The following is a 23,698-nucleotide window of genomic DNA, read 5'->3' as shown; positions in this document are numbered from 1 at the left end:
GATAGCTTGCGTATTATTAGCCGAGGATCAATCTGCATCGAGCGCCCCATGAGCCAAGCTGCGCAGCCGACACCTGCGGTCAATCTGCAAATCATCGCTATCGTCACAGTCACGTTTGTCAGCTTCCTGTGCATCGGCTTGCCGCTGGCCGTGCTGCCGCGCTACGTGCTCAACGACCTGGGCTATAGCGCGGTTATAACCGGTATTGTCATCGGTACGCAGTACTTCTCTACCCTGCTTTCGCGACCAATGTCCGGCAGCCTGGCAGACCGTGCAGGGCCGAAACAGGCGGTTTTGTATGGGCTGATGGGCTGCATTGTCAGCGGTTTGCTGACGCTGCTTTCCACCTCCTTGCAATCAATGCCAGCGCTCAGCCTCGGCCTGTTGCTCGCGGGCCGTGTCGTTTTGGGTGTCGCCCAGGGCCTGGTCGGTACCGGCTCGATAAGCTGGGCCATCGGCCGCTTTGGCAGCGACTACACCGCCAAAGTGATTTCCTTCAATGGCATCGCCTCTTACGGCGGCATCGCCATCGGTGCACCGTTGGGCGTGGCGATGGTTAGCGCGGTAGGCTTGTGGAGTATTGGCGCGTTGACCATGCTGCTTTCAGCTGTGGCCTTGGCGTTTGCCTGGCCCAAACAACCCGCTCCAATCCTCTCCGGAAGCCGCATGCCATTTGCGCGGGTGTTCTTATCCATTGCGCCACACGGCACGGTCTTGGCGCTGGGCTCTATTGGCTTCGGTACGCTGGCGACGTTTATTACCCTGTATTACGACAGCCTCGGCTGGGTTGACGCGGAATATTGCCTGACTGCATTTGGCATCGCGTTCATCGTCTCGCGGCTGTTGTTTGCCGGGGTCATCAAACGTTTCGGCGGTTATCCGGTTGCCGTTGTCTGTTTGGCAATCGAATTTTTCGGGCTCATGCTGTTGGCGTTCGGCAACGCACCGAGCGTAATGTTAGCCGGTGCTGCGCTGACCGGTTTAGGCTTGTCGCTGGTGTATCCGGCGCTGGGCGTGGAAGCCATCGCCCTGATACCGGCTGCGAGCCGCAGTTCAGCGCTGGGCGCCTACGCGTTATTCTTCGACTTGTCGCTGGGGCTCGCGGGTCCGCTGATGGGTTATGTGGCCGCGCATGCGAATTATTCGACCACCTTTTTGGTAGCGGCGCTGCTGGCTGCAACGGGCACGCTGGCCTGCATCTACCGCGTTTACCGGGCGCGCTATTAACGACTGAATACGAGGCGCCATGATGCCAACCGCCAAAACATCTGCCGCGTTAACGCCAACCGAGATTGCCGAGTTCTGCAAGCAATTACCGGGCGCCCGCGAGGACTTCAAATGGGGCAGCAATCAGGTGTTCTCGGTGGCCGGCAACAAGATGTTTGCGATCATTCACTTTCTCGGTGACGGCCTCGCGTTCAAGGTTGATAGCGACCTGTTCCTCGGTTATGTCGACCGCCCCGGCATCCGCCCGGCACCTTATCTGGCGCGTGCGCACTGGATCAGCATGCAATGCTCGGCACCGGCCATGCAGCGCGATGAGCTATTCGCGGCGCTTACACGTTCGCATCAACTGGTGGTGCGTAAATTGCCCAAGCGTTTGCAACCCGGCCTGTTGCTAGATGAATGATATGCCCACAAGCGACCTTAGAAAGACGCCGTCAAACAGCAGATAATCCAGCCAGAAAGCTTGATGAATGGCGATGATGATCCAGAACACCAACTGGAATGACAGCTTGCGGGTTTTGTGGCGGAACACTTGCTGCGCCACTAAAGCGCCAGGCCAACCGCCGCACAGTTCAACAGCGTGCAGGACATTTTCAGGGGTGCGCCAGCGACCCTTTTGCGCGCTGTTCTTATCACTCCAGTATTGATAAAAACTGACCAGGCTCAGCAAGGTATAGGCGCTGATCAGCCAGATATTGCCGGCCTTCAATGCCTGTAGCGCGCCATAAATCGGCAGGCAGCACAGCGCGACAAATATCAGCAGTTTTAACCCGAGGTGCTGAATCGCTGAATGTGAATGCTGGCGCTTTACGGGTTTTGCCCGTCGCATCGGCTTGCTCGCAGGCCCGCTCACGTCACGCGGCTTTGATTGTGGCTTCGCGCGTGGCTTGCGCCGAATTGCTGGCTGATCAATCGCCAGACCGCCCGCGTGGCGCATATGCTCGGCACGCATACGCCCCTGCGGGTCCAGGCTGGCGACATACATCACCGGATCGCCGGCAACTGGGCGACGATCGCCGCGCACTGCCGAGATGTGTACGAAAATGGGCTCTTTGCCCTGCTCCGGCTGAATAAAGCCAAAGCCCTTGTCATCGTTCCAGCTCTTGATCGACCCGCGTACTTCCATGTTTGATCCTTCGGTTATTGGTTGCGTGCCGCTTTTTGCTGCTCATGCGTGAGCTTCAAGTAGGCCTTGGGCGTCGTTGCGAGGTGCGCCGAGAAGCTTTTATAAAACGCCGACAGTGAATTGAAGCCAGCTGCTAACGCCAGCTGATCCATACGAATCGATGCTGGATGATTGTGCGCCTGCTGGGTTTCGAGTTGGTCGAGCAAATGATTGAGACGGGCGTGGTTAACGTAGCGGTAAAAGGTTTGCCCGAGGACTTGATTAAGCAAGTAGGAAATCTGGTTGCGGCTGTATCCGGTGCTTTCAGCAACCTGTTGCAGGCTCAGTTCAGGATCGAGATAGGCCTGACGCCTCTGAAAATAGCTCTGCAGATCCTGCGCCATTACGCTCAATTGCCGCGCCGACAACCCCAAACGGCTGGTGGCAGGACGCGAACCGGCAATTTCCGCCGTGGTGGTGCGGGCGTTGATCAACGATGAGTATTCGTTAACCCGCCAGATCAGCCCGTCGCGCACGGTGATCGCTTCACTCGAGCGAAACGACGCCAGCCCGGCGCTACCGCGTAACGTCAGCCGATACTGAATGAAGGCGGTGTCGCCATCGCAGCGAATCCGGTCACTGTGTTCAAGCGCTTCATTCGGCGCATGCGGCATGCTGGCACGCACGTACTCGCGCAACTCGGCGAGCCGCAGCTGGCGATTCTGGAAGAAGTCGTTGTATTCGATTTCCGGGTGGTACAGCGCCATGATCGCGTCGAGATCGCGGCGCTTCCAGCTGAGGTGATACTGGCGCACCACCTCAAGCGTGGCTTCACGTGCCTGCGGGCCATCGTTACTGCGCAGATTCTCCACAGTCGTTCTCCACCCGCCCGGCATTTAGCCTTGCGCCGTGCTCCAATCGATCCAGCTCAACTGCCAGGTCAGCAGAATCAGCAGGCCAAAGCCAATCCGATACCAGGCAAATACGGCATAGCTGTGGTTGGCGATGAACTTCAGCAGGCCGCGCACAGCGATCATGGCGAAGATGAACGACACCACAAAGCCGAGGGCAAAAACCGGCAGATCTTCAGGCTTGAACAGATCGCGGTATTTGTAGCCGGAGTAAACCGCCGCACCCACCATGGTCGGCATCGCCAGGAAGAACGAGAACTCAGTAGCCGCCTTGCGTGACAGGCCGAACAGCAAGCCACCGATAATCGTCGAGGCCGAACGCGAGGTACCCGGAATCATTGCCAGACACTGCGCACAGCCGATTTTAAGTGCATCTTGCCAGGTCATCTGTTCAACCGTTTCGGCGTGAACGCTGTGCTGACGCTTTTCAGCCCAGAGCATGATCACCCCGCCCACAACCAGCGCAGCAGCAACGGTGATCGGGTTGAACAGGTATTCGTGAATCAGGTCGGCAAAGGCCACGCCAAGAATCACCGCCGGGAAGAACGCCACCAGCAGGTTGACGGTGAAACGCTGGGCTTCACGCTCTTTGGGCAAGCCGACGACAACGTCGATGATCTTGCTGCGAAATTGCCAGACCACCGCCAAAATCGCGCCCAGCTGAATAATGATGTTGAACGCCATCGCCCGCTCGCCACCGAAATTGATCAGGTCGGCAACGATAATCTGGTGTCCGGTACTCGAAATTGGCAGGAACTCGGTCAGTCCCTCTACTACGCCCAACAGTATTGCCTGAAAGGCAGTCCACAAATCCATCATCACTCCAAATAGTGCGCAGTGGGCGCACGCAAAAGGTTTCGGGCCCGTTTAGTCCTGCCATCGGTCGGTTTGAGCCATTTAAAAGCTGCCGGCGCCTCAGGTTTCGCGCCAGCGGGCCGAGATGCTAACAACAAATAGATATTTTTACTCAGTCAAATTCAGACAACGCGACTGCAGCCAGCGACATACTCCTTTGGTTGTAGGCATCTCGTGAAGAGGCGCGGATTGAGTGAACATAGCCGAACAATAAAAATGCACTGCCACCGGAGTATCCCCTGAATGACTCGCCTACGTAGCATTCCGATCAACCGCCGTTTATGGCTGATTCTGATCCTCGCCATTCTGATGTTGGCCGGCCTCGGCAGCGCCATGCTTGAGCAGATCCATACGCAACTTTACGCGGCAAAAAGCGAGAAGACGCGTCATGTGGTCGAGAGCGCCAGCGGCATTTTACGCCATTATCAGGCGCTCGAAGCCGATGGTACGCTGACCCTTGAGCAAGCACAGCAAGCGGCCAAAGACATGATCCGCGGGCTGCGCTACGACAATAGCGAGTACTTCTGGATCAATGATCAGACGCCGACCATGATCATGCACCCGACCAACAGCAAACTTGAAGGCCAGAACCTCTCGGCGATCAAAGACCCTGACGGGGTCGAGTTGTTCAATGAAATGGTGCGTATCTCGCGCGAAAAAGGCGCCGGACAGGTCGAATACCGCTGGCCAAAGCCTGGCTCTGAGGCGCCTGTCAGCAAGATTTCCTACGTCGAGTTGTTCAAGCCCTGGGGGTGGATTATCGGCTCGGGTGTGTACGTTGATGATGTACAGGCCGAATTCCGCGAGCAAGCAATGCGCCTGGTCGGCATTGGCTTCAGCCTTATGGTGGTTATGGCGTTACTGGTGAGCATGATCGTGCGCAGCATTTCCGTGCCGCTGGGGCATACCGTTAATGCGATGGCCAATATTGCCAGTGGCGAAGGCGATCTCACCCGCGCACTCGACACCAACGGCAACGATGAACTCACCGCGCTGGCGAAAAACTTTAATGCGTTCACCAGCAAGTTACGCGAAGTCATCAGCCAGTCGCTGGCCTCCGCCAGCCAACTCAACAGCGCGGCGCATTCGCTCGGCGGTGTGGCCGGTGAAGCGCAGCAGCACAGCGAGCAACAATCGCTGCAGATGGATCAAGTCGCTACCGCGATCAACCAAGTCACCTATGGCGTGCAAGATGTCGCGAAAAATGCCGAGCACGCCTCCAATGAGGTGCAAGCTGCCGAGGAACAGGCAATTCAGGGCCAGCGCAATATCGATGCAAGCCTGCAACAGATTGCTGAACTGTCGGGCACCATTGACCAGTCCGTTGAGGTGATTCAGGCGCTGTCCACTGAAAGCGTGCAAATTGGCAGCGTGCTTGAAGTGATCCGCTCGATTGCCGAGCAAACCAACTTGCTCGCGCTCAACGCGGCGATCGAGGCGGCTCGCGCGGGTGAACAAGGCCGTGGCTTTGCGGTGGTCGCCGATGAGGTCCGCTTGCTCGCACAGCGCACGCAAAAGTCCACCGCCGAGATTCAGGTGATGATCGAACGGCTGCAAAGCAATTCGGAAGCGGCGGTCAAGGTTATTCATGAGAGCAGCCAGTCGTCTCAGCGAACTGTGGTGCAGGCCAGTCAGGCCGGCGAGAGTCTGACCCTGATCGCGCAGTCGCTGCGCAACCTGACCGGGCTCAATACCTCGATCGCCAGCGCTACGCTGCAACAGTCGCACGTTGTTGAAGACATCAACATGAATGTCACTCAGGCCGCAGGATTGGCGCAGAGCAATGCCAACGCCGCCCAGCAGTCGAGCGCTGCCAGCCAACAACTGGGCGCGCTGGCCGCCGACCTCAACCGCCTGCTCGGCCAATTCCGCGTTTAAGCCCCGCATCCGGCCCTGGCCAGGGCCGGATGCAAGACGCCAGCGCGTCGAGTCGTTACAATCGCGCGCTGTCGTCCCTTCCCTTTCCGGCTGATTGCTTAATGTCCACTCTAGAAATGTTTGCCGCTGCACTGGGCGCCTGCGCTGTTTGGCTTACGGTTAAACAGAACCGCTGGTGCTGGCCAATCGGGCTGGTCATGGTGCTGCTCTATGCGTGGATCTTTTACGATGCGGCGCTGTATTCGAACATGCTCCTGCAAGGGATTTATGCCCTGCTGCAGGGTTACGGCTGGTGGCAGTGGAATCATGGCGGCGACAAGCATCAGGGCGTGAGTGTTTCAGCGTTAACCTGGCGCGGCCTGACCGCGAGCCTTGCTTGCGGGGTGGTTGGCGCGACGGTGTTGGGCTATCTGATGGCAAACTTCACTGACGCGGCAGCGCCTTGGCAAGACGCCACGCTCAGCGCCTTCAGTTTGGTTGCACAGGTCTGGATGGCGCAAAAACGAGTCGAGTGCTGGCCGCTGTGGGTGCTGCTCGATGTGTTATTTGTGCTGCTGTTCCTGCAGCAGGAGTTGTACCTCACAGCGGGCTTGTACGCCGTATTCACCGGCTTGGCCCTGAGTGGCTGGCTGACGTGGCGACGCGATCAACGCGCGGCAACTGCATGAAAGTTGTCGTGCTTACCGGCCCCGAGTCCGCGGGCAAAAGCTGGCTAGCCGAGCATCTGCAAAACCAGTTTGATGGGATCATCGTCGGCGAGTACGTGCGTTATTTCATCGACACAGAGTTGCGCGATACCTGCTATGCCGATATTGCCACCATCGCCCGCGGCCAATTGCAGTGGGAAGATGCGGCGCGTGCGCAGCAACCTGAACTGCTGATACTCGATACCCACCTGCTCAGCAATATTCTCTGGAGCCAAACGCTATTTGCCGATGTTCCGGCTTGGCTTGAGGAGGAACTGCTCAGTCGCACCTACGACATGCACTTGCTGCTTGATCCCAACGGTGTGCCGTGGACGGATGACGGCCAGCGTTGTCAGCCGCAAATTGCCCAGCGTCAGGCGTTCTATGATCAGTGCCATCGGTGGCTTGAGCAACATCAGCAGCCTTTCAAATGCATCGGGGGCGACTGGCTGAACAGACGCGAGCAGGCCAGCGCGGCCGTTGCAGCGTTACTCGGTGGTTAGTCAATCACTTCGCCGATCCACGCCAGTGCCAGGCACAGGCTGACGACGCCGGTCAGTGGCGTGCGTAGTGTGGTGTACCAGCGCGGCGCCAAACCCAAATTCACGGCGCGCACATCGGCCACATACAACCCGGCGAATGCCAGCAGTAATACCGGCAAGGCCACTATCAGCGGCATCCCATCGGCAATCGCCAGCCAGCCAAGTAACGGCGGGATGACCGATAGCCCCATCTGGGTTCGCGCATTTTCTTCCGATTCTTCGGCGCGCATGGCCAGCCCCCAGTGAATCGCGCCCATGAAAGCCAGAATGATCGCCGCGTAATCAAGCAAGGCATTGAGCACCAAGGGTCGCCAGCCAACCGGCACAATCAGAAAGCCCAATGCGCCGCTAATAAACGGAATAAGCCCTGCGTAACCAAGCACAATCGCCAACATGGGCGGTTTGGTGCTGTCGTATGGATGCATCGGTCCCTCCTTCGGTGCACAACTGCTCTGTTTGCAAGGTGCCTGACGTCTGTCTGGCCCAGCCTGCGGGCCTGCGGCGCTGTACAGGCCTGATTCCTATAGATAAGCATTGCAAAGATTGGTTCGCACAGGTCTTGAGCTGGTAAAATCTGAGCGCAACCCTATTTAATGAGTGAAGTATTGTGGAATTGTTCAAAGAGTTCATTTTCGAAGCAGCGCACCGCTTGCCGCATGTACCCGAAGGCCATAAATGCGGGCGTCTGCACGGCCATTCGTTTCGCGTTGCCGTGTACATCGAAGGTGAAGTGAATCCGCATACAGGCTGGATTCGCGACTTCTCGGAAATCAAAGCGATCTTCAAACCGCTTTACGAGCAACTGGACCACAACTACCTTAACGATATTCCCGGCCTGGAAAACCCTACCAGCGAAGTGCTTTGCCAGTGGATCTGGAAGCAATTGAAGCCGCTGCTGCCGGAGCTTTCGCGTATCCGTATTCATGAAACCTGCACCAGTGGCTGCGAATACCGCGGCGACTAAGCTCACTCCCCCTGCAAAACGTACCCGCGTCTGAGCGTAGCGAATGCTGCGCTCGACTGGCCAGCGATTGATCAACGGCTATATTTAATTAACTGCTCAATTAATTAGTTGGCGGTTAATTTCATGGTTTCTCCAACCTCGAATGCGGGTCGGCGCCCTGCCGACACTCAGCTTCAGCGCGAAGATTTGCTCATCATTGCCGCCGAAGTCTTTGGCCGTTGCGGCATCAAGGCCAGCAGCCTTCGCTCCATCGCTGTTGAGGCCGGCGTAACACCTGCCCTGTTCAACTACTACTTCGGTAAAAAATCTGCCTTGGTTAGCGCCGTCGCAGAAGAACTGTTACTGCCAAAACTGATCGAAATAGCCAAGCGCATCGAGCAAGCCGATCAACAGCCTGGCGAATTGACCAGCGTTTTTGTGCGCGAGGTCAGTGCGATGGTTATCAGCAATCCCTGGATTCCACCGCTGTGGGTACGCGAAATACTCTGCGAAGGCGGCCTGTTGCGCGAATACATCAGTGGGCGCATGGCCCCAATCCTGCCGCGATTATTGGCTGAGCGTTTTGCCCACGCGCAACAGCGAGGAACGCTTAATCCCTCATTAGATCCAAGGTTGTTGGTGGTCTCGCTGATTGGCCTGACACTGCTGCCGTTTGCTGCCGGGCCGATTTGGCGCAACGTATTCGATAACCCGCCGATCAGCCATGAGCAACTCGTTAACCATACCCTCAGCCTGCTGCAACACGGGATGGAGGCCTGACATGCGTCATCGTTCAATTGTTCTGCTCTTTTCGCTAATGCTTCTGGGCTGCGAGCCAGCGCCTCCAGAATTACTCGGCACGCTGGAATGGGATCGCATCACCCTCCCCGCCGAGTTATCAGAACGCATTACCGCCGAACATGTAAAAGAAGGTGCGCAGGTTGCGGCTGGTGATTTATTGCTAGAGCTGGACCCACGTCGCCAGGATGCGCGCATTGCTCAGGCCCAGGGCGAATTGAGCCAAAACCGCGCCAAACTGGCAGAGCTAGTCAAAGGCGCAAGGGTTGAGAATATTCAAGCTGCAGAAGCCACGCTGGAGCAGACCCAGGCCAGCAAGCTAGAAGCCGATCGCAATTACGCCCGCCTCGCCACCCTCTACTCACGCAAACAAATTGCCCTCGCCGAACTGGATAAAGCACGTGCTGCACGAGACGAGGCGCAGGCAGCGACACGTAACGCACGGGCCAATCTTGAAGAGCTCACTAACGGCACCCGCATCGAACAAATCCAGCAAGCGCAAGCCGCACTAACCACATCTGAAGGCAAGCTACGCGAACTGCAACTGGCGCGTGAACACCTGAGCCTGCAGGCGCCGCGCGCAGGAAGAATAGACGCCTTACCCTACAAAACCGGCGATCAACCGCCTGCTGGTGCGCAGTTGGTGGTGATGCTGGTCGGCGATGCGCCCTATGCACGGCTGTTCATCCCGGCAAGCCTGCGCACCCAACTGGCAATTGGTGACGAGTTGCAGCTCATGGTGCAAGGCAGCAGCACAAGCCACACCGGCCATGTGCGCAGCATAAGCAGCGACCCGAGCTTCACGCCGTATTACGCACTCACCGGTGAAGACGCCAGTCGCCTGATGTATCGCGCGGAAGTCGTACTACAAGGTGTTGAAGCCGCAAAGCTGCCAGCGGGTCTGCCCGTCACAGCCAGGTTGCCTGAACATGAGTGACGGCGAACTGGTTATCAAGGCACGCGGTCTGACTAAACGTTTCGGCGATTTCACTGCCGTCGACAGCCTCGACCTGAGCGTTCAACGTTCTGAAGTATTCGGTTTTCTCGGCCCTAATGGCTGCGGCAAATCAACCACCATCCGCATGCTCTGCGGCCTGCTTCTGCCCAGCGCCGGAGAGATCGAGGTGCTCGGCTACAAGATTCCGCAGGACGCTGAGGCGCTAAAGCGACGTATCGGTTACATGACTCAGAAGTTCTCGCTGTACGAAGACCTTAGCGTGATCGAAAACCTGCAATTTCTGGCCGCGGTTCAGGGCCTTGGCAAGGCGGCTGCGCGGGCGCGAATAGACGAGTTGCTGCAACGATACTGGCTGACAGATATTCACCAGCAATTGGCTGGAACCCTCAGCGGCGGCCAACGTCAGCGATTGGCGTTGGCGGGCGCGGTGCTGCATAAACCCGACTTGTTGCTACTGGACGAGCCTACCAGCGCGGTCGATCCACAGTCGCGCCGCGAATTCTGGGACTCGTTGTTCGAGTTAGCCGAAGCGGGCAGCACGCTGCTGGTCTCCACCCATTACATGGATGAGGCCGAGCGCTGCATGCGCCTCGGTTTTCTTGATGCAGGCAAACTGGTCGCAACAGGCAGCCCGACTAAGCTGATGGATAATCTGCCAGGGCAGGCGCTGATTCTTGACTGCCAACAGCCGCGACAAGTACAAGCCAGCCTGCGCGACTGCCCTGGCGTGTTGGCCACGGCGCAGATCGGCAAGGCGCTGCGCATTCTGATAGACAGCACTGACGCGCAAGAGACGGTGCAGCAGCACCTCAAACAAGCCAACATCAGCGTGCAGATCCAGCCCACAGAAGCCAATCTTGAAGACGTGTTTGTTTACGTAACACACAAGCCTGCCGGGGCGGCATCATGAATTTGCGACGCCTGGGCGCCATCATCCTCAAGGAGCTCCGCCAGCTGCGCCGCGACCGGTTGACCTTCGTGATGATTGCCGGTGTGCCGTTGCTGCAATTGGTATTGTTCGGCTACGCGATAAACATGGATGTTCGCGGCATCAATGCAGCTGTGCTCGATCAGGCCAATACGGTCAACTCGCGCGAAATCATTGCCGAGTTGGGCTCAAGCCAGGTGCTCGACTTGAAGTATCACCTGAGCGCCCCGCAAGAGATCAACGCCCTGCTGCGTCAAGGAAAAATCAGCGCCGCGCTGGTGATTCCGAGCGATTTTGAGCAACGCCGACAAAGCACAGATCGCCCTGCCTTGCAGTTAGTCGTCGATGGCTCCGATCAATCCATTCAGGCCTCAACCCGCCAGCTCGCCGAGTACCCATTACCCGGTACTACGCTGCGCACAAGTGTCGAGGTGGTTAACTTTTACAATCCCGAGCGCGAGGCTGCCATCAACACAGTACCGGGATTACTCGGGGTGATTCTGACCATGACCATGGTGATATTTACCGCTGTGGCGCTGGTGCGAGAACGCGAACACGGCAATCTCGAATTGCTCATTGCCACGCCCGTATCGTCATGGGAATTAACCATCGGCAAGGTAATGCCATTTATCGGCATTGGCCTGATTCAAGTCAGCGTGATCCTGATAGTCGGCAAGTGGTTGTTTGCTGTGCCGATACGCGGCTCTGTAACTGAGTTGTATGTGGCATCACTGCTGTTCATTATCGCCAGCTTGGGTGTCGGCATCTTCATTTCAACGATCACCAGCACCCAGTTTCAGGCCATGCAGATGGCCTTCTTCTCCTTCTTGCCGCAAATACTGCTGTCTGGTTTCATGTTCCCGTTTGCAGGCATGCCCAAGGCGGCGCAATGGATTGCCGAGCTGATGCCCCTCACACACTATTTGCGCCTAACCCGCGGCATCATGCTAAGAGCGGCTAGCTTCGCTGATCTGTGGAGTGAACTGCTGATCCTGATGCTATTTTGCGTTGTCCTGTTAGGCTCCGCCACAGCAAGAATAAACAAGCGACTCGACTGACAGGCCAACAACAGAATGTAGGTTGAGCCTGCACGGGACCTAACGTGCGTCCACCTTCTGCACTGATTACTGTAGTCATGCAGCTTTAGAGCAATGCCACGTTCCGAATTTGATCCACAGACGCATAGATGCTATTTTTAGCTCTACAGAGTCAATCGAGGTGCTAACCATGACCGTAGCCATGCAAGCTCAGGCGCTTTCTAAAAGCCAGTGCACTGCCGGCCTCAGAGCGGCGCTGCGCATTCTCGACAAGTGGAATGCAACCGGCGAGCAGGTCTGCAAAATCTTGCGTATTTCACGCAGTACCTACACCCGCGCCGGACAGCAGGACGCAGACTGGGCAGTCAGCCTTGATGCTGATCAGATGCATCGCATCAGTTTTGTGCTGAATATCCACTCGGCGCTGCGCCTGATATTCGACAACCCCGAGAACCTCTACGGTTTCGCCTCAATGGAGAACCACAATGCGTTCTTCAACGGCCGTTCACCGTTAGCTGTCATGGCCCAAGGTGACATGATTTCGCTGTACGAGACCTTCCGCCGCATCGATGCGTTGCGCGGTGCACAGTGGTAACGCTGGCCTCGCTGCCACTGACTAACGGCGAGAGTCTGCAGGCATACCGCTTGGTCAATTCCAAGTTTCCGCCCATTGGCCTGTTTGACGATGTAGCCGATGCAGAAGACTTCGAGGCGCTGTATCAGATCCAGACGCTCAGCAATCCGCGCCTGCTCAACGAGATTGGCCAGCTTGAGCTGATAGCCCGCGACCAGATACCGTTCGGCATTCCCGGCTGCTCCTACGCAACAGCGCCCTTCACCCACTTGAATCCTGCCGGTTCGCGCTTCAGCAATGGCAGCTTCGGCGTGCTCTACCTCGCCGACAATATGGACACCGCAATCGCCGAAGTCCGTTACCACCAGGAGCGCTATTGGTCGAACGTGCCCGCCCTGAATTACGAGCGCTTCGTGTTCAGAGGGCTCACCTGTAATTTCAGCGATGCCGGCATGCGAGACGCATCAACAGTACCACTCACAGACCCCATCTACGCCCCCGACGACTATACCCACGCCAACCAATTGGGCAACGAAGCAAAACGCGCCGCCTGCCCGGGCCTTCGCTACAACTCGGTGCGTGCCCCGGGGCAAATCTGCTGGGCTCTGACCACCCCACGCCCCGTTACTTCAATCATCCAGGCCGCTCACTACGAAATGATCTGGAGCGACAGAATCATCAGCGTTAATCAGGTTACATCGCTGGTTGTGGGCTAGTGCGTGCGCTTTGAAAACATGGCGAGTGACTGCTAGCTGTTTACGAGCCATCGAAGCGCATGGCTTTAACAGAGGGACAGTTAAGCTGCTGAAGCTAACTCTCAGACTGCGCATCTCGCAGTTGCAGTGCATCAACCAAACCCGCTGCGATTGCCATACCCACCAAATCAGAAAGCGTTTGCGCCTGCATGCGCTTCATCACCCGCGAGCGATAGAGATCGATGGTTTTGACACTGATATCCAGCTGCTCGGCCATCTCGCGATTTGTGTAGCCACGCACTAACGGCAGCAATACATCACGCTCACGCGGGGTCAGGCTGGCGATGCGCGCCTCCACCGCCTGCAAGCGTGGATCAACCTGTGCCCTCGCGGGGGCACGGCTCAAGGCCTGCTGCACGCTATCGAGCAGCAACTGTTCGTTATAAGGCTTTTCGATAAAGTCCACGGCACCGGCACGGAAGGCACGCACCACGATGGGCACATCGGCATGCCCACTGACAAAGATCACTGGCATCTCGATGCCGCGCGCGAGCATGCTGTCTTGCACATTGAGCCCGCCCATGCCCGGCATTCGCACATCCAACAGCACACAGCCTCGGCTCTGTTCATCACAGGCATCGAGAAACGCCTGCCCACTGGTAAACGGCAATGCCTTGAGTCCCACCGACTCTAGCAGCCAAACGGTTGAGTCGAGCATGCCCTGGTCATCGTCGACCACATAAACCTGGTGTTGCATTTGCAGGCTCATGCCCTGCTCCTTTTATTGTTATGCATCCACTGTGTTGCGATTAATATCCAGCAAGACGTTCAGCGTCCTCACCGCGCAGTAGCGGCAGACGACACTCTAGGCACAAGCCGCCGGCCATTGCGGGATGCGCCTCCAGCGCCCCGCCGATCCCCTCGATGATACTGCGACTCATCGACAAGCCCAGCCCCAGCCCTTCGGCCTTGCTAGTGTAAAATGGGGTGAATATATGCTCCAGTTCAGCCTGCGCCACACCCGGCCCCTGATCCGTCACACGAACACAGAGCTGCCCATTTTGCTCGGCGGCGCAGAGTTCGATACGCGAAGATTGGCCGGGGTGGGCCTCACGGTTGGCGTCAATCGCATTGCGCAGCAGGTTGAGCAGCACCTGCTCGAGCAAAATCCGGTCGGCATACACCGGCGGCAGATTGTCCGCCAATTGCTCATCGATGGTCACCTGCCAATTACTCGCCTCCCATTGGCACAGACGCACCGCCTCGCGCGCCACGCTAGCGACATCCAGCGCCTGGGTACGCCGCTGCCCCTTGCGCAGAAAAGCTCGTAAGCGTTTGATTACTTCCGAGGCGTGGTTTGCGTGCTCATTGATCCGCTCCAGGCCTTGAGCGACCTTACCTGCCGCCTCGGGGTTATCGCCCAGCGCCTTGAGATAGCGCTGGCTGGCGCTGGCATAGTTGACCACTGCCGCCAGCGGTTGATTGATTTCATGGGCAATACCAGATGCCAGCTCGCCGAGGGTAACCAGCCGCGCGGTGTGCGCCAGCTCATCCTGATGCCGGCGTTGCTCGGCTTCGCGCAGCTCGCGCTCAGTCATGTCGCGCGCCACCAGCGAGTAATAATGCTCGCCATCACGGCCCCGATGCGCCAACAGCACCAACGACACCAGCAACGGTGCAGGCTCACCCAGCGGCAGCAGCCGGACCTCTGCGCTCCACACCCCGGCGGCATCGGCCGCCGCCCAACCTTCGCTTTGCAACTGCTGAAAATCGCCGGGTGCCAACAGCCGCTCGAGTGGCGGTAACGGCTGCTGATCCTCAATATTCAATGCATGTCGAGCAGACGGATTGAGATGCGCCAGGTGCCCACCCGGGTCGATAAACAGTACAAGGTCAGTATTGGCTTCGACCACTTCAGCCAGGCGCCGCTTGTTTTCTTCAGCCAGCACCCGCGCAGTAATATCCCGCGACACGCTGACCACCTCGACTACCGCGCCGGTGTAGGTTTCGCGGATCGCGCGGCTGGCAGTTTCAAACCACAGGTAGTCGCCGTCACGATGGCGAATGCGATAAGTCATGGTGTGATAGCCGTCTTGCTCCAGGGCTTCACGAGTGCTGCCAAACAGGTTCTGCTGGTCTTGCTCATGGAACAGCGCCTGCACCAAGGTCCCGCGCAGCTCTTCCGGCCAGTAACCGAGCAGCGTCCAACTGGCCGGCGAGGCATCGAGAAAGCAGCCATCCGGGGTGTGCCGGGAAATCAGGTCGGTGGTGTTTTCGGTGATCAGCCGGTACAGGCGGCTGGCCTTGGCCGCTTCACGTTCGGCCTGCGCTTGGGCAGTAGCCGGTCGGCAACGCGCCAGTACTTGCTGCTCAGCAGCATCGGGCATAAAGGTCCACATCAGCACCTGGCCATTATATTGTGCCTCAACCGCCTCAATCGCGCGGTCCTGCTGCAGGCATGCGCGCACTAAATGCGCAGCGTTGACCGGTAACAAATCTGCCAGCGCTGCCAGCGGGAGTTCGCCCATCAGCGTCTGCATAGCCGTATTCAGCTGCAGCGGCAGCGCCTCGATATCCAGCAGCAAACTGGGTTGCGGGTCACTGCCCAGCAGCAGGCTGCCACGCGCTTGCTGCGGCAGCGTAGCGAGCAGCGCCAAGAGTAATTGATGCACCAGACCAAGCCAGTCGCTCCCGGCGTGCTCATGCAATTCAATCAGCAGCAAACCAGGCTGCCCTTCATCCAGCTCCAGAGCGAGCGCCTGTCCATGATTGAGCCCGGCACGCCGCACCCGGCCTGAGAGCCAGCACGACAATTGACGTAATGCGGCCAGGTCCAGCCGAGGCTCTTGTTGCAGGCGCTCAAACAACAGCTGATCACTGGCCTGCAGCGGGTCACCAATGCCTGGTGGCAGATGCGGTGCATTGCCTTCATGGCTGTAGATTGCCGTGCTGGCCTGCCACCGCAAAAAAAACGCTTGGCGTACTTCCGGGCAGGCATGCAGGGCACGCAGCAACGCGTCGGCGCGCACCGCCAGCGGCAGGCACTCACGCTGCATACGCAACCAGCTGTTCAGCTGCACGGAAATTTCATTCATTTTGTTTCATTCCTTATCAATCGCACACGCCGCGAGCCGGCGCAGTATCATGGCGGCGACCTGAAAGCGCAAAGCGACCAAGGGTGAATTGCCTCGAAATTATATAGTAATAATACCATATGACTATGGTTTAACTTCCATATAAATACAAATAGATATATAAATATACCCAGAACAATACCGGGCCTATGCGTAAGACTACCCGCACAATGGCCCGAGCATCCAATCTGCTATGGGTACTTGCATGTCGATCTATGAACAGGGCCTTGAGCCTGCCGCTGTCAACCATATCGCCCTCTCGCCTCTGAGCTTTATCGAGCGTACCGCCAGTGTTTACCCGCACTACCCGGCCGTTGTGCATGGTTCGATTCGTCGTGACTGGGCCGAGACTTACGCGCGCTGCCGGCGTCTGGCTTCGGCACTGGCCGGCCGTGGCATCGGTAAAGGCGACACGGTGGCGGTAATGCTGCCGAACATTCCGCAGATGCTCGAGGCGCATTTCGGCGTACCGATGATCGGCGCAGTGCTTAATACTCTCAACGTGCGCCTGGATGCCGAAGCCATCGCCTTTATGTTGCAGCACGGCGAAGCCAAGGTACTGATCACCGACCGCGAATTTCACGATGTGGTCCACGCTGCCATCGGCATGCTCGATCATCCGCCACTGGTGATCGACGTGGATGATCCCGAATACGGCGAAGGCCAAGCAGTTAGCGAGCTCGACTACGAGGCATTTCTGGCCGAAGGCGATCCACAATTTGCCTGGCAGTGGCCGGCAGACGAATGGCAGGCGATTAGCCTCAACTACACATCCGGCACCACTGGCAACCCCAAGGGCGTGGTTTACCACCACCGTGGCGCCTACCTGAACTCGCTGGGCAACCAGATGACATGGGCCATGGGCAACCATCCGGTGTACCTCTGGACCCTGCCGATGTTCCACTGCAACGGTTGGTGCTACCCCTGGACTATTACCGCATTGGCGGGTGTGCATGTATTCCTGCGCCGTGTTGACCCGGCGAAGATTCTCACCCTGATTCGCAGCGAGCAGGTCACCCACATGTGTGGTGCGCCGATTGTGCTCAATGCATTGGTCAACATGCCCGCCGAAGCCAAAGCGGCCATCGACCATCCGGTCAAGGCCATGGTGGCCGGGGCAGCGCCACCCGCCAAGGTGATTGGCGCGGTTGAGGAAATGGGCATCCACGTCACCCACGTCTACGGCCTCACCGAGGTATACGGCCCAGTAACCCTGTGCGCCTGGCATGCCGAATGGGACGCCTTGCCGCTGGACGAGCGCGCGGTACTCAAATCCCGTCAGGGCGTGCGCTATCCCACCCTGGAAGGGGTGATGGTGGCCGACCCGAAAACTCTGGAGTCGACCCCGCGCGATGGTGAAACCATTGGCGAAATATTCATGCGCGGCAATACCGTGATGAAGGGCTATCTGAAAAACCCGAGCGCCACCGCCGAAGCCTTTGCCGGCGACTGGTTTCATACCGGCGATCTGGCCGTATGTCACCCGGACGGCTATGTAGAGATCAAGGATCGCCTGAAAGACATCATCATTTCCGGCGGCGAGAACATCTCCACCATTGAAGTGGAAGGCGTGCTTTACCGTCACCCCGGCGTGCTCGAAGCCGCCGTGGTCGCGCGCCCGGATGAGAAATGGGGCGAGACGCCCTGCGCCTTTATCACCCTCAAGGCCGAACAACAGCAGGTCAGTGAGGCGGATATCGTCAGCTTCTGCCGCGAACACTTGGCCGGCTTCAAAGTGCCAAAAACCGTGGTCTTCACCCAACTGCCGAAGACCAGCACCGGCAAGATCCAGAAATTCGTTCTGCGCGATATGGCTAAGGCCCTCTAACGACGCCACGCCGTTAAACCGTTCACTGCGCTACCCATTGGGTGGCGTAGGAATGCGTTAGCAACAACCGTTTTCACAACAACAAAAATCCGGCCACCGGCCGACGGAGAGCTTCAATGCAACTTTTTAAACGCCGCGACGGGGATGAGCAGCCCCATTGGCCGATCGGCCCGTTCAAAGTACGCCTGCCCTTTGTCCACTACCGCTGGGAAACCGCGGAGATGCTTCAGGCGCTGATCATGTTCGTGGTCAGCCTGGCGATGATCCCGCTGCTGGAAAAGTACCTCGGTCTGCCCTACGACGTGGCGCTGGCTTATGTTGTGGTGTGTGGCGTTGGTTTTATGCTGCCGGCGCTGCTCGGTGTGCCCTTTGTGCCCGGCTGGATCACACCCGGCATTCCGGTTGTATTGCTGTTTCTAGGCAATTTCAAACCCGGCCCTGAGGCGATTCAGGCGCTGTTTGCCCTGCAATTTCTGGTCTTCGTGATATTCCTGTTCCTCGGCGTCACACGCCTGGGCAGCACCTTGGTCCGGCTTATTCCCAACTCGATGAAAGGCGGCATCATCATCGGGGCCGGTATCGCTGCGCTGATGGGTGAAATCTCCGCTGGCGGGCGCCTGGCCAATACACCTATTTCTCTGGTGCTGGGCAGCCTGATCTGCCTGTACCTGATGTTCTCGGTATCCTTTAAAGGCCTCACTGAACGTGTGCCGCTGGCGCGTAAAATCGTCAACTACGGCATGGTACCGGGGATGCTGATCGCAATTATCATCGGCATTGCCGTGGGTGAATATGAGATGCCCGACGTGAAGTTCGGTATCACCGCGCCGGCCTTCGGCGAGATGTGGAATTACCTGCCGTTTAGCGTCGGCTTCCCAGGACTGGATGTGTTCCTGTTGGCCGTGCCTACAGCCGTTATCGCCTACGTAATCGCCTTTGGCGACATCATCGTCGGCCAGTCACTGATGCAGCGCGCCGATGAACTACGCCCCGACGAAGTGATCGAGAACAACATCGATCGCGTGCATCTGGTAACCGCTCTGCGCAACGCGCTGCATGCCTTCTTCGCGCCGTATCCCGGCCTGGCCGGGCCAATTTGGACGGCCGTCGCCGCAACCATGGCCGAGCGCTACAAGTACGGCCGCAAAGCCATGGACTCAATCTACAGCGGCGGTGGCACCTTTTGGATCACTGGTTTTATCGCCCTGTTTGCCCTGCCGTTGGTGAGCTTTTTCCAGCCGGTACTGCCGGTTGCCCTGTCGCTGACGCTGATCCTTACCGGCTATATCTGCCTGATGGTGGGGTTCGAGCAACTGAGTAACAACACCGAACGTGGTGTGGCCGGCACCATGGGTGTGGTATTGGCCGTCTACGGCGCAGGCTGGGGCCTGGCTGCAGGTGCCGCCCTGTACATTCTGATCGAGCGCACTCACCTGCTCAAATTCACCACTAAAAACACCGTCAAAGGCCCAGCCGAGGCCGAGTGAACGTACATGGCCCGCTGTGCTGCGGGCCGTGTTGTCTATCCCTGCAACGCTCCGGATGCAATGACGTCCGGACGTTTTAATCGCCGCGCGCTGTGCGGCACCTGTGCGAGAAACTGTCGATGCCTGAGTACAACGCCCCGCTGCGCGACCTGCGCTTTGTCCTCCATGAAGTATTCGATGCCCCAAGCTTGTGGGCACGTCTACCGGCCCTGGCCGAAACGGTCGATGCTGATACCGCCGATGCCATTCTTGAAGAAGCCGCCAAGGTCACCGGTGGCCTGATCGCCCCGCTCAACCGCAGTGGAGATGAAGAAGGCGCACAGTGGAACGCTGGCGATGTACGCACCCCCACAGGCTTCAAGCAAGCCTACAGCACTTATATCGAAGGCGGCTGGGTGGGGCTTTCCGGCAACCCAGCTTACGGTGGTATGGGCATGCCCAAGATGCTCGCCGTCGCATTTGAAGAGATGCTCTATGCCGCCGGCTCCAGCTTCGCCCTGTATTCGGCACTGAGTTCCGGAGCCTGTCTGGCCATCGACGCGCATGCCAGCGAAGAGCTGAAAAACACTTACCTGCCGCCAATGTACGAAGGTCGCTGGGCCGGCTCCATGTGCCTGACTGAAGCCCACGCAGGCACCGACCTGGGCATCATCCGCACCAAGGCCGAACCGCAAGCCGATGGCAGCTATCAGATCAGCGGCAGCAAGATTTTCATCACCGGCGGCGAGCAGGACCTGACCGAAAACATCATCCACCTGGTGCTGGCCAAGTTGCCTGATGCCCCCGCCGGTGCGCGCGGTATCTCGCTGTTTCTGGTGCCCAAGGTGCTGGTGAATGCCGATGGCAGTTTGGCGGAACGCAACGCGGTGAGCTGTGGCTCGATCGAGCACAAGATGGGCATCAAGGCCTCGGCCACTTGTGTGATGAACTTCGATGGAGCTACCGGCTACCTGATCGGCGAGCCGAATAAAGGCCTGGCGGCGATGTTCACCATGATGAACTATGAGCGCCTGTCCATCGGCATCCAAGGCATTGGCTGCGCCGAGGCCTCTTATCAGGCGGCTCGCGATTACGCCCGCGAGCGCCTGCAAAGCCGTTCCGCCAGCGGCCCGCAAGCCCAAGACAAAGCGGCTGATCCGATCATCGTGCACGCCGATGTGCGACGCATGCTGCTGACCATGAAGGCTCTCACCGAAGGCGGCCGGGCGTTTGCCTGTTATGTCGGTCAGCAGCTCGACCTCAGCAAGTTCAGCGACGACAACCACGAGCGCCAGACAGCCGATAGTCTGGTTGCCTTGCTCACTCCGGTCGCCAAGGCGTTTTTTACCGACACCGGGTTGGACAGCTGCATCCATGGCCAACAGGTATTCGGCGGCCACGGTTACATCCGCGAATGGGGGCAGGAGCAACTGGTGCGTGACGTGCGCATCGCGCAGATCTACGAAGGCACCAACGGCATCCAGGCCCACGACTTGCTCGGGCGTAAAGTCATCGCCAACGGCGGCGTAGCGCTGCGACACTTAACCCAGGAGATTCGCCGTTTCGCCGAGCAGCCTAATACGCCATATGCCGCTGCTCTGCTCGATGCTGTTGTGCGCTTGGAGCGGACCAGCAGTTGGCTGCAGGAGCGGGCCGCGGGCAACCCGCACGAAACCGGTGCAGCTTCGGTTGAGTACCTGCACCTGTTCGGCTACACCGCCTATGCATGGATGTGGTCGCGCATGGCCGCCGTAGCTCAAGCCAAGTGCAGCGAGGATGAAGTGTTTTACAGCGCCAAGTTGGCCACAGCCGAGTTCTTCTTCGCCCGCCTGCTACCGCGCAGCCTGAGCCTTGAAGCCAGCATTCGCGCAGGCAGCGACGCGCTATACGGCCTGCGTGCCGAGCAATTCTGACGCTAACCCGCCCCAACCGGGCGGGAGTTGCGACTACCAGTTGAGCGTTTGCGCGGCTCCCTCATTGGGCGCCGCGTTTTTTCTATTCCAGCCACCGCTTTAGCGGCCTAAGACCCCTTAGGCCGGAATGCTCGCCATAGAGAAGAGTTGGCTGCCCAGCATCACCGTGCCTTTTTCTCCAGAACTCAAAAGCGAAACTACCGTCATCGTTCTCGAAAACTACAGCTTCATCGCGACCAGTCGCTCACTAAACTATTGATCGATCAGAGCCGCATAAAGATTTGTTATGTGGCATCGATGATGATTTGAAAGTTTACATCTCACCTACAGCTTGAGCCTTAGTTTCATCACCTTGAATATGTCGCACATTTTTTGCTCCATCTTCTTTGGGTGGAATAAAACTCATTGCCCTTTCTGCAAGCGCGGTAATGGTTAAGCTTGGATTTACGCCTAGATTGGATGAAATCGTCGAACCATCGATCACAAATAAATTTTTATAGTTGTGTACACGATGCTGATTATCAATCACACCCGTTTTCGCCGTGTCTCCCATGCAGCAACCACCCATACAGTGCGCAGTGGTTGGCACATTAAATAAGATTTCACTTATTGAACTTAAGCCAATCCCATCAGTGGCTTTCGCTACTTTCTCGGTGAAGTTATTTGCTTCAGGAATAAAGGTTGGGATTCGTTTGCTCGAAGATGTCATTTGCTTGCTAAACGGCCAGAACCAAGGTCGCTTCAAGCTAAAATCGATGTGTGCATCGACGGTTTGCATCACCAAAAAGATCATAGTCTCATTGGCAAATCGATACGGCATGAGTGCGCGCAAGCCTTTAACAGGATTGGTAACGAGTAACTTAGCCACAGCCCCCAGCCAACTCAGCGGACGAGTTATACCGGGTTTTCCGCCAGTCAAAGGCGTAAACAAAAACGAGATAATATTTGAGCCTGATGGATAGCGTGTTGCCTCAACATGTGTAAATTGATCAATCTGGATCCCAGAGCCAATGGCGATACCTGTTGATAGATCGAGATCGCTCCCCGGATAACGCACCCCTAATAAAGACTCTGAATTGGTTCGTACTTGCTTACCAAGCTGCTCAGAAAGATTCGGCAATGCGCCGCTATCTTTCATCCGGAGTAATAAATCTTGGGTACCCAGCGAAGCAGCAGAAAAAATGACTGACCGCGCCGTGATTTGAGTTTTCTCTCCGAATCGTTTGAATGTTGGACGCAAAGTGAGTCGATAACCTTCTGAACCATCGATAGCACCGGCTATTGGTGAGACATCCAGCACCTTTGTTTCAGCTTTAACTTCCACGCCGAGTTGCTCAGCAAGATAAAGATAGTTTTTATCGAGTGTATTTTTTGAGTCATATTTACAACCCACCATGCAACCGCCACAAGCATTGCATGATTTACGTTTCGGACCTGCGCCACCAAAATATGGATCGTTATATTCAGCGCCTTGAGGTTTGTCGTCATCCCCAAAAAACACACCGACATTTTCTAATTTAAACGTATCTTCACAACCCCAAACTTTTGCCATTTCATAAAGCTTGTCATCGGCAGGCGCGCGGCGGCGATTTTCTGTCACCCCGAGCATGCGTTTTGCCAGATCATAAAAAGCTGGCATTGTTTTTTGCCAGTCTTCAAGGCCCTTCCATGTGCCCTGTTGCCAAATTTTTTCAGGTGGAACCAATAATGTCTGAGCATAGGTAATCGAACCACCACCGACACCACAACCACTGAGGACCATGACTCTCTTAAAAAGGTTTATTTTAAAAAAACCGCGCAAGCCAACTTGTGGACTCCAAATAAAATCCCAAAACTGCCAACTCGTTTTTGGCAAGTTCTGAGGCGTCCAGCGTCGGCCTTGCTCGATCACTGCAACGCTGTATCCTTTTTCAGCCAGACGTAATGCAGAAACACTGCCACCAAAGCCAGAGCCAACAATTACGTAATCGAAATCAAACTCACTGCTTTCATTCGCCATAAAAAATCCTTTTATAAATGGTGCCATTACGCGGCCATGATCAAATGCACATCCAGCATTCTATGTTTTGATCATACTGCAGTTCACACGATAACCCCCCATTTCAGTATTCGCCAGAAATAGAGATCAGGCCGTTAGGGCTATTTTCTGTTTTGCGGTGATGCCGCCCAAGGCGAGATTTGGCGTTGGTGATTGGATGGCCATTGCATGCACTTAAGCTT

At 57.1% G+C, this 23,698-nt stretch carries 22 protein-coding genes; 15 read left to right on the top strand and 7 right to left on the bottom strand.

The window, feature by feature from the left end; all coding sequences use genetic code 11:
* The first annotated feature begins 48 nt into the window (after positions 1-48).
* Complete coding sequence (locus FEZ62_RS13200; protein ID WP_172928110.1) at positions 49-1,227, top strand: MFS transporter; 1,179 nt, start codon at positions 49-51, stop codon at positions 1,225-1,227.
* Between the two features lie 19 nt (positions 1,228-1,246).
* Positions 1,247-1,630, top strand: a complete 384-nt coding sequence (locus tag FEZ62_RS13195; protein ID WP_239655574.1) for an MmcQ/YjbR family DNA-binding protein — start codon at positions 1,247-1,249, stop codon at positions 1,628-1,630.
* On the opposite strand, the gene FEZ62_RS13190 is transcribed toward FEZ62_RS13195, so the two are convergent.
* The 3 genes from FEZ62_RS13190 to FEZ62_RS13180 are packed head-to-tail and all read right to left on the bottom strand — an operon-like array spanning position 1,619 to position 4,059.
* Positions 1,619-2,353 (bottom strand): DUF1294 domain-containing protein, encoded by a 735-nt coding sequence (locus FEZ62_RS13190; RefSeq protein WP_172928108.1) that lies wholly within the window; start codon positions 2,351-2,353, stop codon positions 1,619-1,621. The two genes, FEZ62_RS13195 and FEZ62_RS13190, sit on opposite strands and share 12 nt — an antisense overlap.
* A gap of 14 nt (positions 2,354-2,367) precedes the next feature.
* The gene (locus FEZ62_RS13185; protein WP_242454956.1) at positions 2,368-3,195 is read right to left on the bottom strand and encodes a nuclear transport factor 2 family protein; all 828 of its coding nucleotides are present in this window, start codon (positions 3,193-3,195) and stop codon (positions 2,368-2,370) included.
* A gap of 33 nt (positions 3,196-3,228) precedes the next feature.
* The gene (locus FEZ62_RS13180; RefSeq protein WP_069900319.1) at positions 3,229-4,059 is read right to left on the bottom strand and encodes an undecaprenyl-diphosphate phosphatase; all 831 of its coding nucleotides are present in this window, start codon (positions 4,057-4,059) and stop codon (positions 3,229-3,231) included.
* Positions 4,060-4,341: 282 nt separating this feature from the next.
* Between FEZ62_RS13180 and FEZ62_RS13175 the strand changes: the two genes are divergently transcribed.
* From FEZ62_RS13175 to FEZ62_RS13165, 3 genes are all read left to right on the top strand, one after another.
* A complete protein-coding gene (locus tag FEZ62_RS13175) occupies positions 4,342-5,976 on the top strand; it encodes a methyl-accepting chemotaxis protein (RefSeq protein ID WP_172928104.1) in 1,635 nt (544 codons plus the stop codon).
* A gap of 101 nt (positions 5,977-6,077) precedes the next feature.
* The gene (gene pnuC, locus FEZ62_RS13170) at positions 6,078-6,644 is read left to right on the top strand and encodes a nicotinamide riboside transporter PnuC (protein ID WP_172928103.1); all 567 of its coding nucleotides are present in this window, start codon (positions 6,078-6,080) and stop codon (positions 6,642-6,644) included.
* Positions 6,641-7,165, top strand: a complete 525-nt coding sequence (locus FEZ62_RS13165; protein ID WP_172928101.1) for an AAA family ATPase — start codon at positions 6,641-6,643, stop codon at positions 7,163-7,165. The genes pnuC and FEZ62_RS13165 overlap by 4 nt, the downstream gene beginning before the upstream one ends.
* Here the strand turns inward: FEZ62_RS13165 and FEZ62_RS13160 are convergent.
* Positions 7,162-7,629: a DUF3429 domain-containing protein gene (locus FEZ62_RS13160; RefSeq protein WP_150549214.1), complete on the bottom strand. Its 468-nt coding sequence runs from the start codon at positions 7,627-7,629 to the stop codon at positions 7,162-7,164. The genes FEZ62_RS13165 and FEZ62_RS13160 overlap by 4 nt on opposite strands.
* Positions 7,630-7,811: 182 nt before the next feature.
* On the opposite strand from FEZ62_RS13160, the gene queD reads away from it, so the two are divergent.
* The 7 genes from queD (at position 7,812) to FEZ62_RS13125 (ending at position 13,158) form a co-directional block, all read left to right on the top strand.
* Positions 7,812-8,168, top strand: coding sequence for a 6-carboxytetrahydropterin synthase QueD (gene queD, locus FEZ62_RS13155; RefSeq protein WP_075723436.1), 357 nt, complete (start codon positions 7,812-7,814; stop codon positions 8,166-8,168).
* 123 nt (positions 8,169-8,291) lie between these two features.
* The gene (locus FEZ62_RS13150; protein ID WP_172928099.1) at positions 8,292-8,927 is read left to right on the top strand and encodes a TetR/AcrR family transcriptional regulator; all 636 of its coding nucleotides are present in this window, start codon (positions 8,292-8,294) and stop codon (positions 8,925-8,927) included.
* Position 8,928: 1 nt separating this feature from the next.
* Entirely contained in the window at positions 8,929-9,882 is a 954-nt protein-coding gene (locus FEZ62_RS13145) for an HlyD family efflux transporter periplasmic adaptor subunit (RefSeq protein WP_172928097.1), read from the top strand.
* On the top strand, positions 9,875-10,813 hold the full coding sequence (locus FEZ62_RS13140) for an ABC transporter ATP-binding protein (RefSeq protein ID WP_178115939.1): 939 nt from the start codon (positions 9,875-9,877) through the stop codon (positions 10,811-10,813). Before FEZ62_RS13145 ends, FEZ62_RS13140 begins: the two co-directional genes overlap by 8 nt.
* Positions 10,810-11,889 (top strand): ABC transporter permease, encoded by a 1,080-nt coding sequence (locus tag FEZ62_RS13135; protein ID WP_172928095.1) that lies wholly within the window; start codon positions 10,810-10,812, stop codon positions 11,887-11,889. Before FEZ62_RS13140 ends, FEZ62_RS13135 begins: the two co-directional genes overlap by 4 nt.
* 169 nt (positions 11,890-12,058) lie before the next feature.
* Positions 12,059-12,463 (top strand): antitoxin Xre-like helix-turn-helix domain-containing protein, encoded by a 405-nt coding sequence (locus tag FEZ62_RS13130; protein ID WP_069900310.1) that lies wholly within the window; start codon positions 12,059-12,061, stop codon positions 12,461-12,463.
* The gene (locus FEZ62_RS13125) at positions 12,457-13,158 is read left to right on the top strand and encodes an RES domain-containing protein (protein ID WP_172928093.1); all 702 of its coding nucleotides are present in this window, start codon (positions 12,457-12,459) and stop codon (positions 13,156-13,158) included. Before FEZ62_RS13130 ends, FEZ62_RS13125 begins: the two co-directional genes overlap by 7 nt.
* 94 nt (positions 13,159-13,252) lie before the next feature.
* Here FEZ62_RS13125 and FEZ62_RS13120 read toward each other — a convergent pair whose 3' ends face one another.
* A complete protein-coding gene (locus FEZ62_RS13120) occupies positions 13,253-13,906 on the bottom strand; it encodes a response regulator transcription factor (protein WP_172928091.1) in 654 nt (217 codons plus the stop codon).
* A gap of 40 nt (positions 13,907-13,946) precedes the next feature.
* Complete coding sequence (locus FEZ62_RS13115; RefSeq protein ID WP_172928089.1) at positions 13,947-16,232, bottom strand: ATP-binding protein; 2,286 nt, start codon at positions 16,230-16,232, stop codon at positions 13,947-13,949.
* A gap of 244 nt (positions 16,233-16,476) precedes the next feature.
* Between FEZ62_RS13115 and FEZ62_RS13110 the strand changes: the two genes are divergently transcribed.
* The 3 genes from FEZ62_RS13110 (at position 16,477) to FEZ62_RS13100 (ending at position 21,478) form a co-directional block, all read left to right on the top strand.
* Positions 16,477-18,099, top strand: coding sequence for an acyl-CoA synthetase (locus FEZ62_RS13110; protein WP_069900306.1), 1,623 nt, complete (start codon positions 16,477-16,479; stop codon positions 18,097-18,099).
* Positions 18,100-18,215: 116 nt separating this feature from the next.
* A complete protein-coding gene (locus tag FEZ62_RS13105) occupies positions 18,216-19,586 on the top strand; it encodes a solute carrier family 23 protein (RefSeq protein WP_172928087.1) in 1,371 nt (456 codons plus the stop codon).
* A 119-nt stretch (positions 19,587-19,705) separates the two neighbouring features.
* Positions 19,706-21,478 (top strand): acyl-CoA dehydrogenase C-terminal domain-containing protein, encoded by a 1,773-nt coding sequence (locus FEZ62_RS13100; protein ID WP_172928085.1) that lies wholly within the window; start codon positions 19,706-19,708, stop codon positions 21,476-21,478.
* Between the two features lie 313 nt (positions 21,479-21,791).
* Here FEZ62_RS13100 and FEZ62_RS13095 read toward each other — a convergent pair whose 3' ends face one another.
* Positions 21,792-23,477, bottom strand: a complete 1,686-nt coding sequence (locus FEZ62_RS13095) for a GMC family oxidoreductase (RefSeq protein WP_172928084.1) — start codon at positions 23,475-23,477, stop codon at positions 21,792-21,794.
* Positions 23,478-23,698: the final 221 nt, after the last annotated feature.

Origin of the sequence: Pseudomonas sp. MS19, assembly GCF_013277615.1 — a bacterium.
GTDB lineage: Bacteria > Pseudomonadota > Gammaproteobacteria > Pseudomonadales > Pseudomonadaceae > Aquipseudomonas > Aquipseudomonas marincola.
The sequence above is the reverse complement of the archived record's forward strand: the minus strand, read 5'-3'. Positions and strand labels throughout refer to the sequence as shown.

What these genes read in the sequence shown, in the direction of transcription:
- FEZ62_RS13200 (WP_172928110.1), top strand. Translation starts at nt 49, where the DNA reads ATGAGCCAAGCTGCGCAGCCGACACCTGCGGTCAATCTGCAAATCATC.
- FEZ62_RS13195 (WP_239655574.1), top strand. Translation starts at nt 1,247, where the DNA reads ATGATGCCAACCGCCAAAACATCTGCCGCGTTAACGCCAACCGAGATT.
- FEZ62_RS13190 (WP_172928108.1), bottom strand. Translation starts at nt 2,353, where the DNA reads ATGGAAGTACGCGGGTCGATCAAGAGCTGGAACGATGACAAGGGCTTT.
- FEZ62_RS13180 (WP_069900319.1), bottom strand. Translation starts at nt 4,059, where the DNA reads ATGGATTTGTGGACTGCCTTTCAGGCAATACTGTTGGGCGTAGTAGAG.
- FEZ62_RS13175 (WP_172928104.1), top strand. Translation starts at nt 4,342, where the DNA reads ATGACTCGCCTACGTAGCATTCCGATCAACCGCCGTTTATGGCTGATT.
- pnuC (WP_172928103.1), top strand. Translation starts at nt 6,078, where the DNA reads ATGTCCACTCTAGAAATGTTTGCCGCTGCACTGGGCGCCTGCGCTGTT.
- FEZ62_RS13165 (WP_172928101.1), top strand. Translation starts at nt 6,641, where the DNA reads ATGAAAGTTGTCGTGCTTACCGGCCCCGAGTCCGCGGGCAAAAGCTGG.
- FEZ62_RS13160 (WP_150549214.1), bottom strand. Translation starts at nt 7,629, where the DNA reads ATGCATCCATACGACAGCACCAAACCGCCCATGTTGGCGATTGTGCTT.
- FEZ62_RS13150 (WP_172928099.1), top strand. Translation starts at nt 8,292, where the DNA reads ATGGTTTCTCCAACCTCGAATGCGGGTCGGCGCCCTGCCGACACTCAG.
- FEZ62_RS13145 (WP_172928097.1), top strand. Translation starts at nt 8,929, where the DNA reads ATGCGTCATCGTTCAATTGTTCTGCTCTTTTCGCTAATGCTTCTGGGC.
- FEZ62_RS13140 (WP_178115939.1), top strand. Translation starts at nt 9,875, where the DNA reads ATGAGTGACGGCGAACTGGTTATCAAGGCACGCGGTCTGACTAAACGT.
- FEZ62_RS13135 (WP_172928095.1), top strand. Translation starts at nt 10,810, where the DNA reads ATGAATTTGCGACGCCTGGGCGCCATCATCCTCAAGGAGCTCCGCCAG.
- FEZ62_RS13130 (WP_069900310.1), top strand. Translation starts at nt 12,059, where the DNA reads ATGACCGTAGCCATGCAAGCTCAGGCGCTTTCTAAAAGCCAGTGCACT.
- FEZ62_RS13120 (WP_172928091.1), bottom strand. Translation starts at nt 13,906, where the DNA reads ATGAGCCTGCAAATGCAACACCAGGTTTATGTGGTCGACGATGACCAG.
- FEZ62_RS13115 (WP_172928089.1), bottom strand. Translation starts at nt 16,232, where the DNA reads ATGAATGAAATTTCCGTGCAGCTGAACAGCTGGTTGCGTATGCAGCGT.
- FEZ62_RS13110 (WP_069900306.1), top strand. Translation starts at nt 16,477, where the DNA reads ATGTCGATCTATGAACAGGGCCTTGAGCCTGCCGCTGTCAACCATATC.
- FEZ62_RS13105 (WP_172928087.1), top strand. Translation starts at nt 18,216, where the DNA reads ATGCAACTTTTTAAACGCCGCGACGGGGATGAGCAGCCCCATTGGCCG.
- FEZ62_RS13100 (WP_172928085.1), top strand. Translation starts at nt 19,706, where the DNA reads ATGCCTGAGTACAACGCCCCGCTGCGCGACCTGCGCTTTGTCCTCCAT.
- FEZ62_RS13095 (WP_172928084.1), bottom strand. Translation starts at nt 23,477, where the DNA reads ATGGCGAATGAAAGCAGTGAGTTTGATTTCGATTACGTAATTGTTGGC.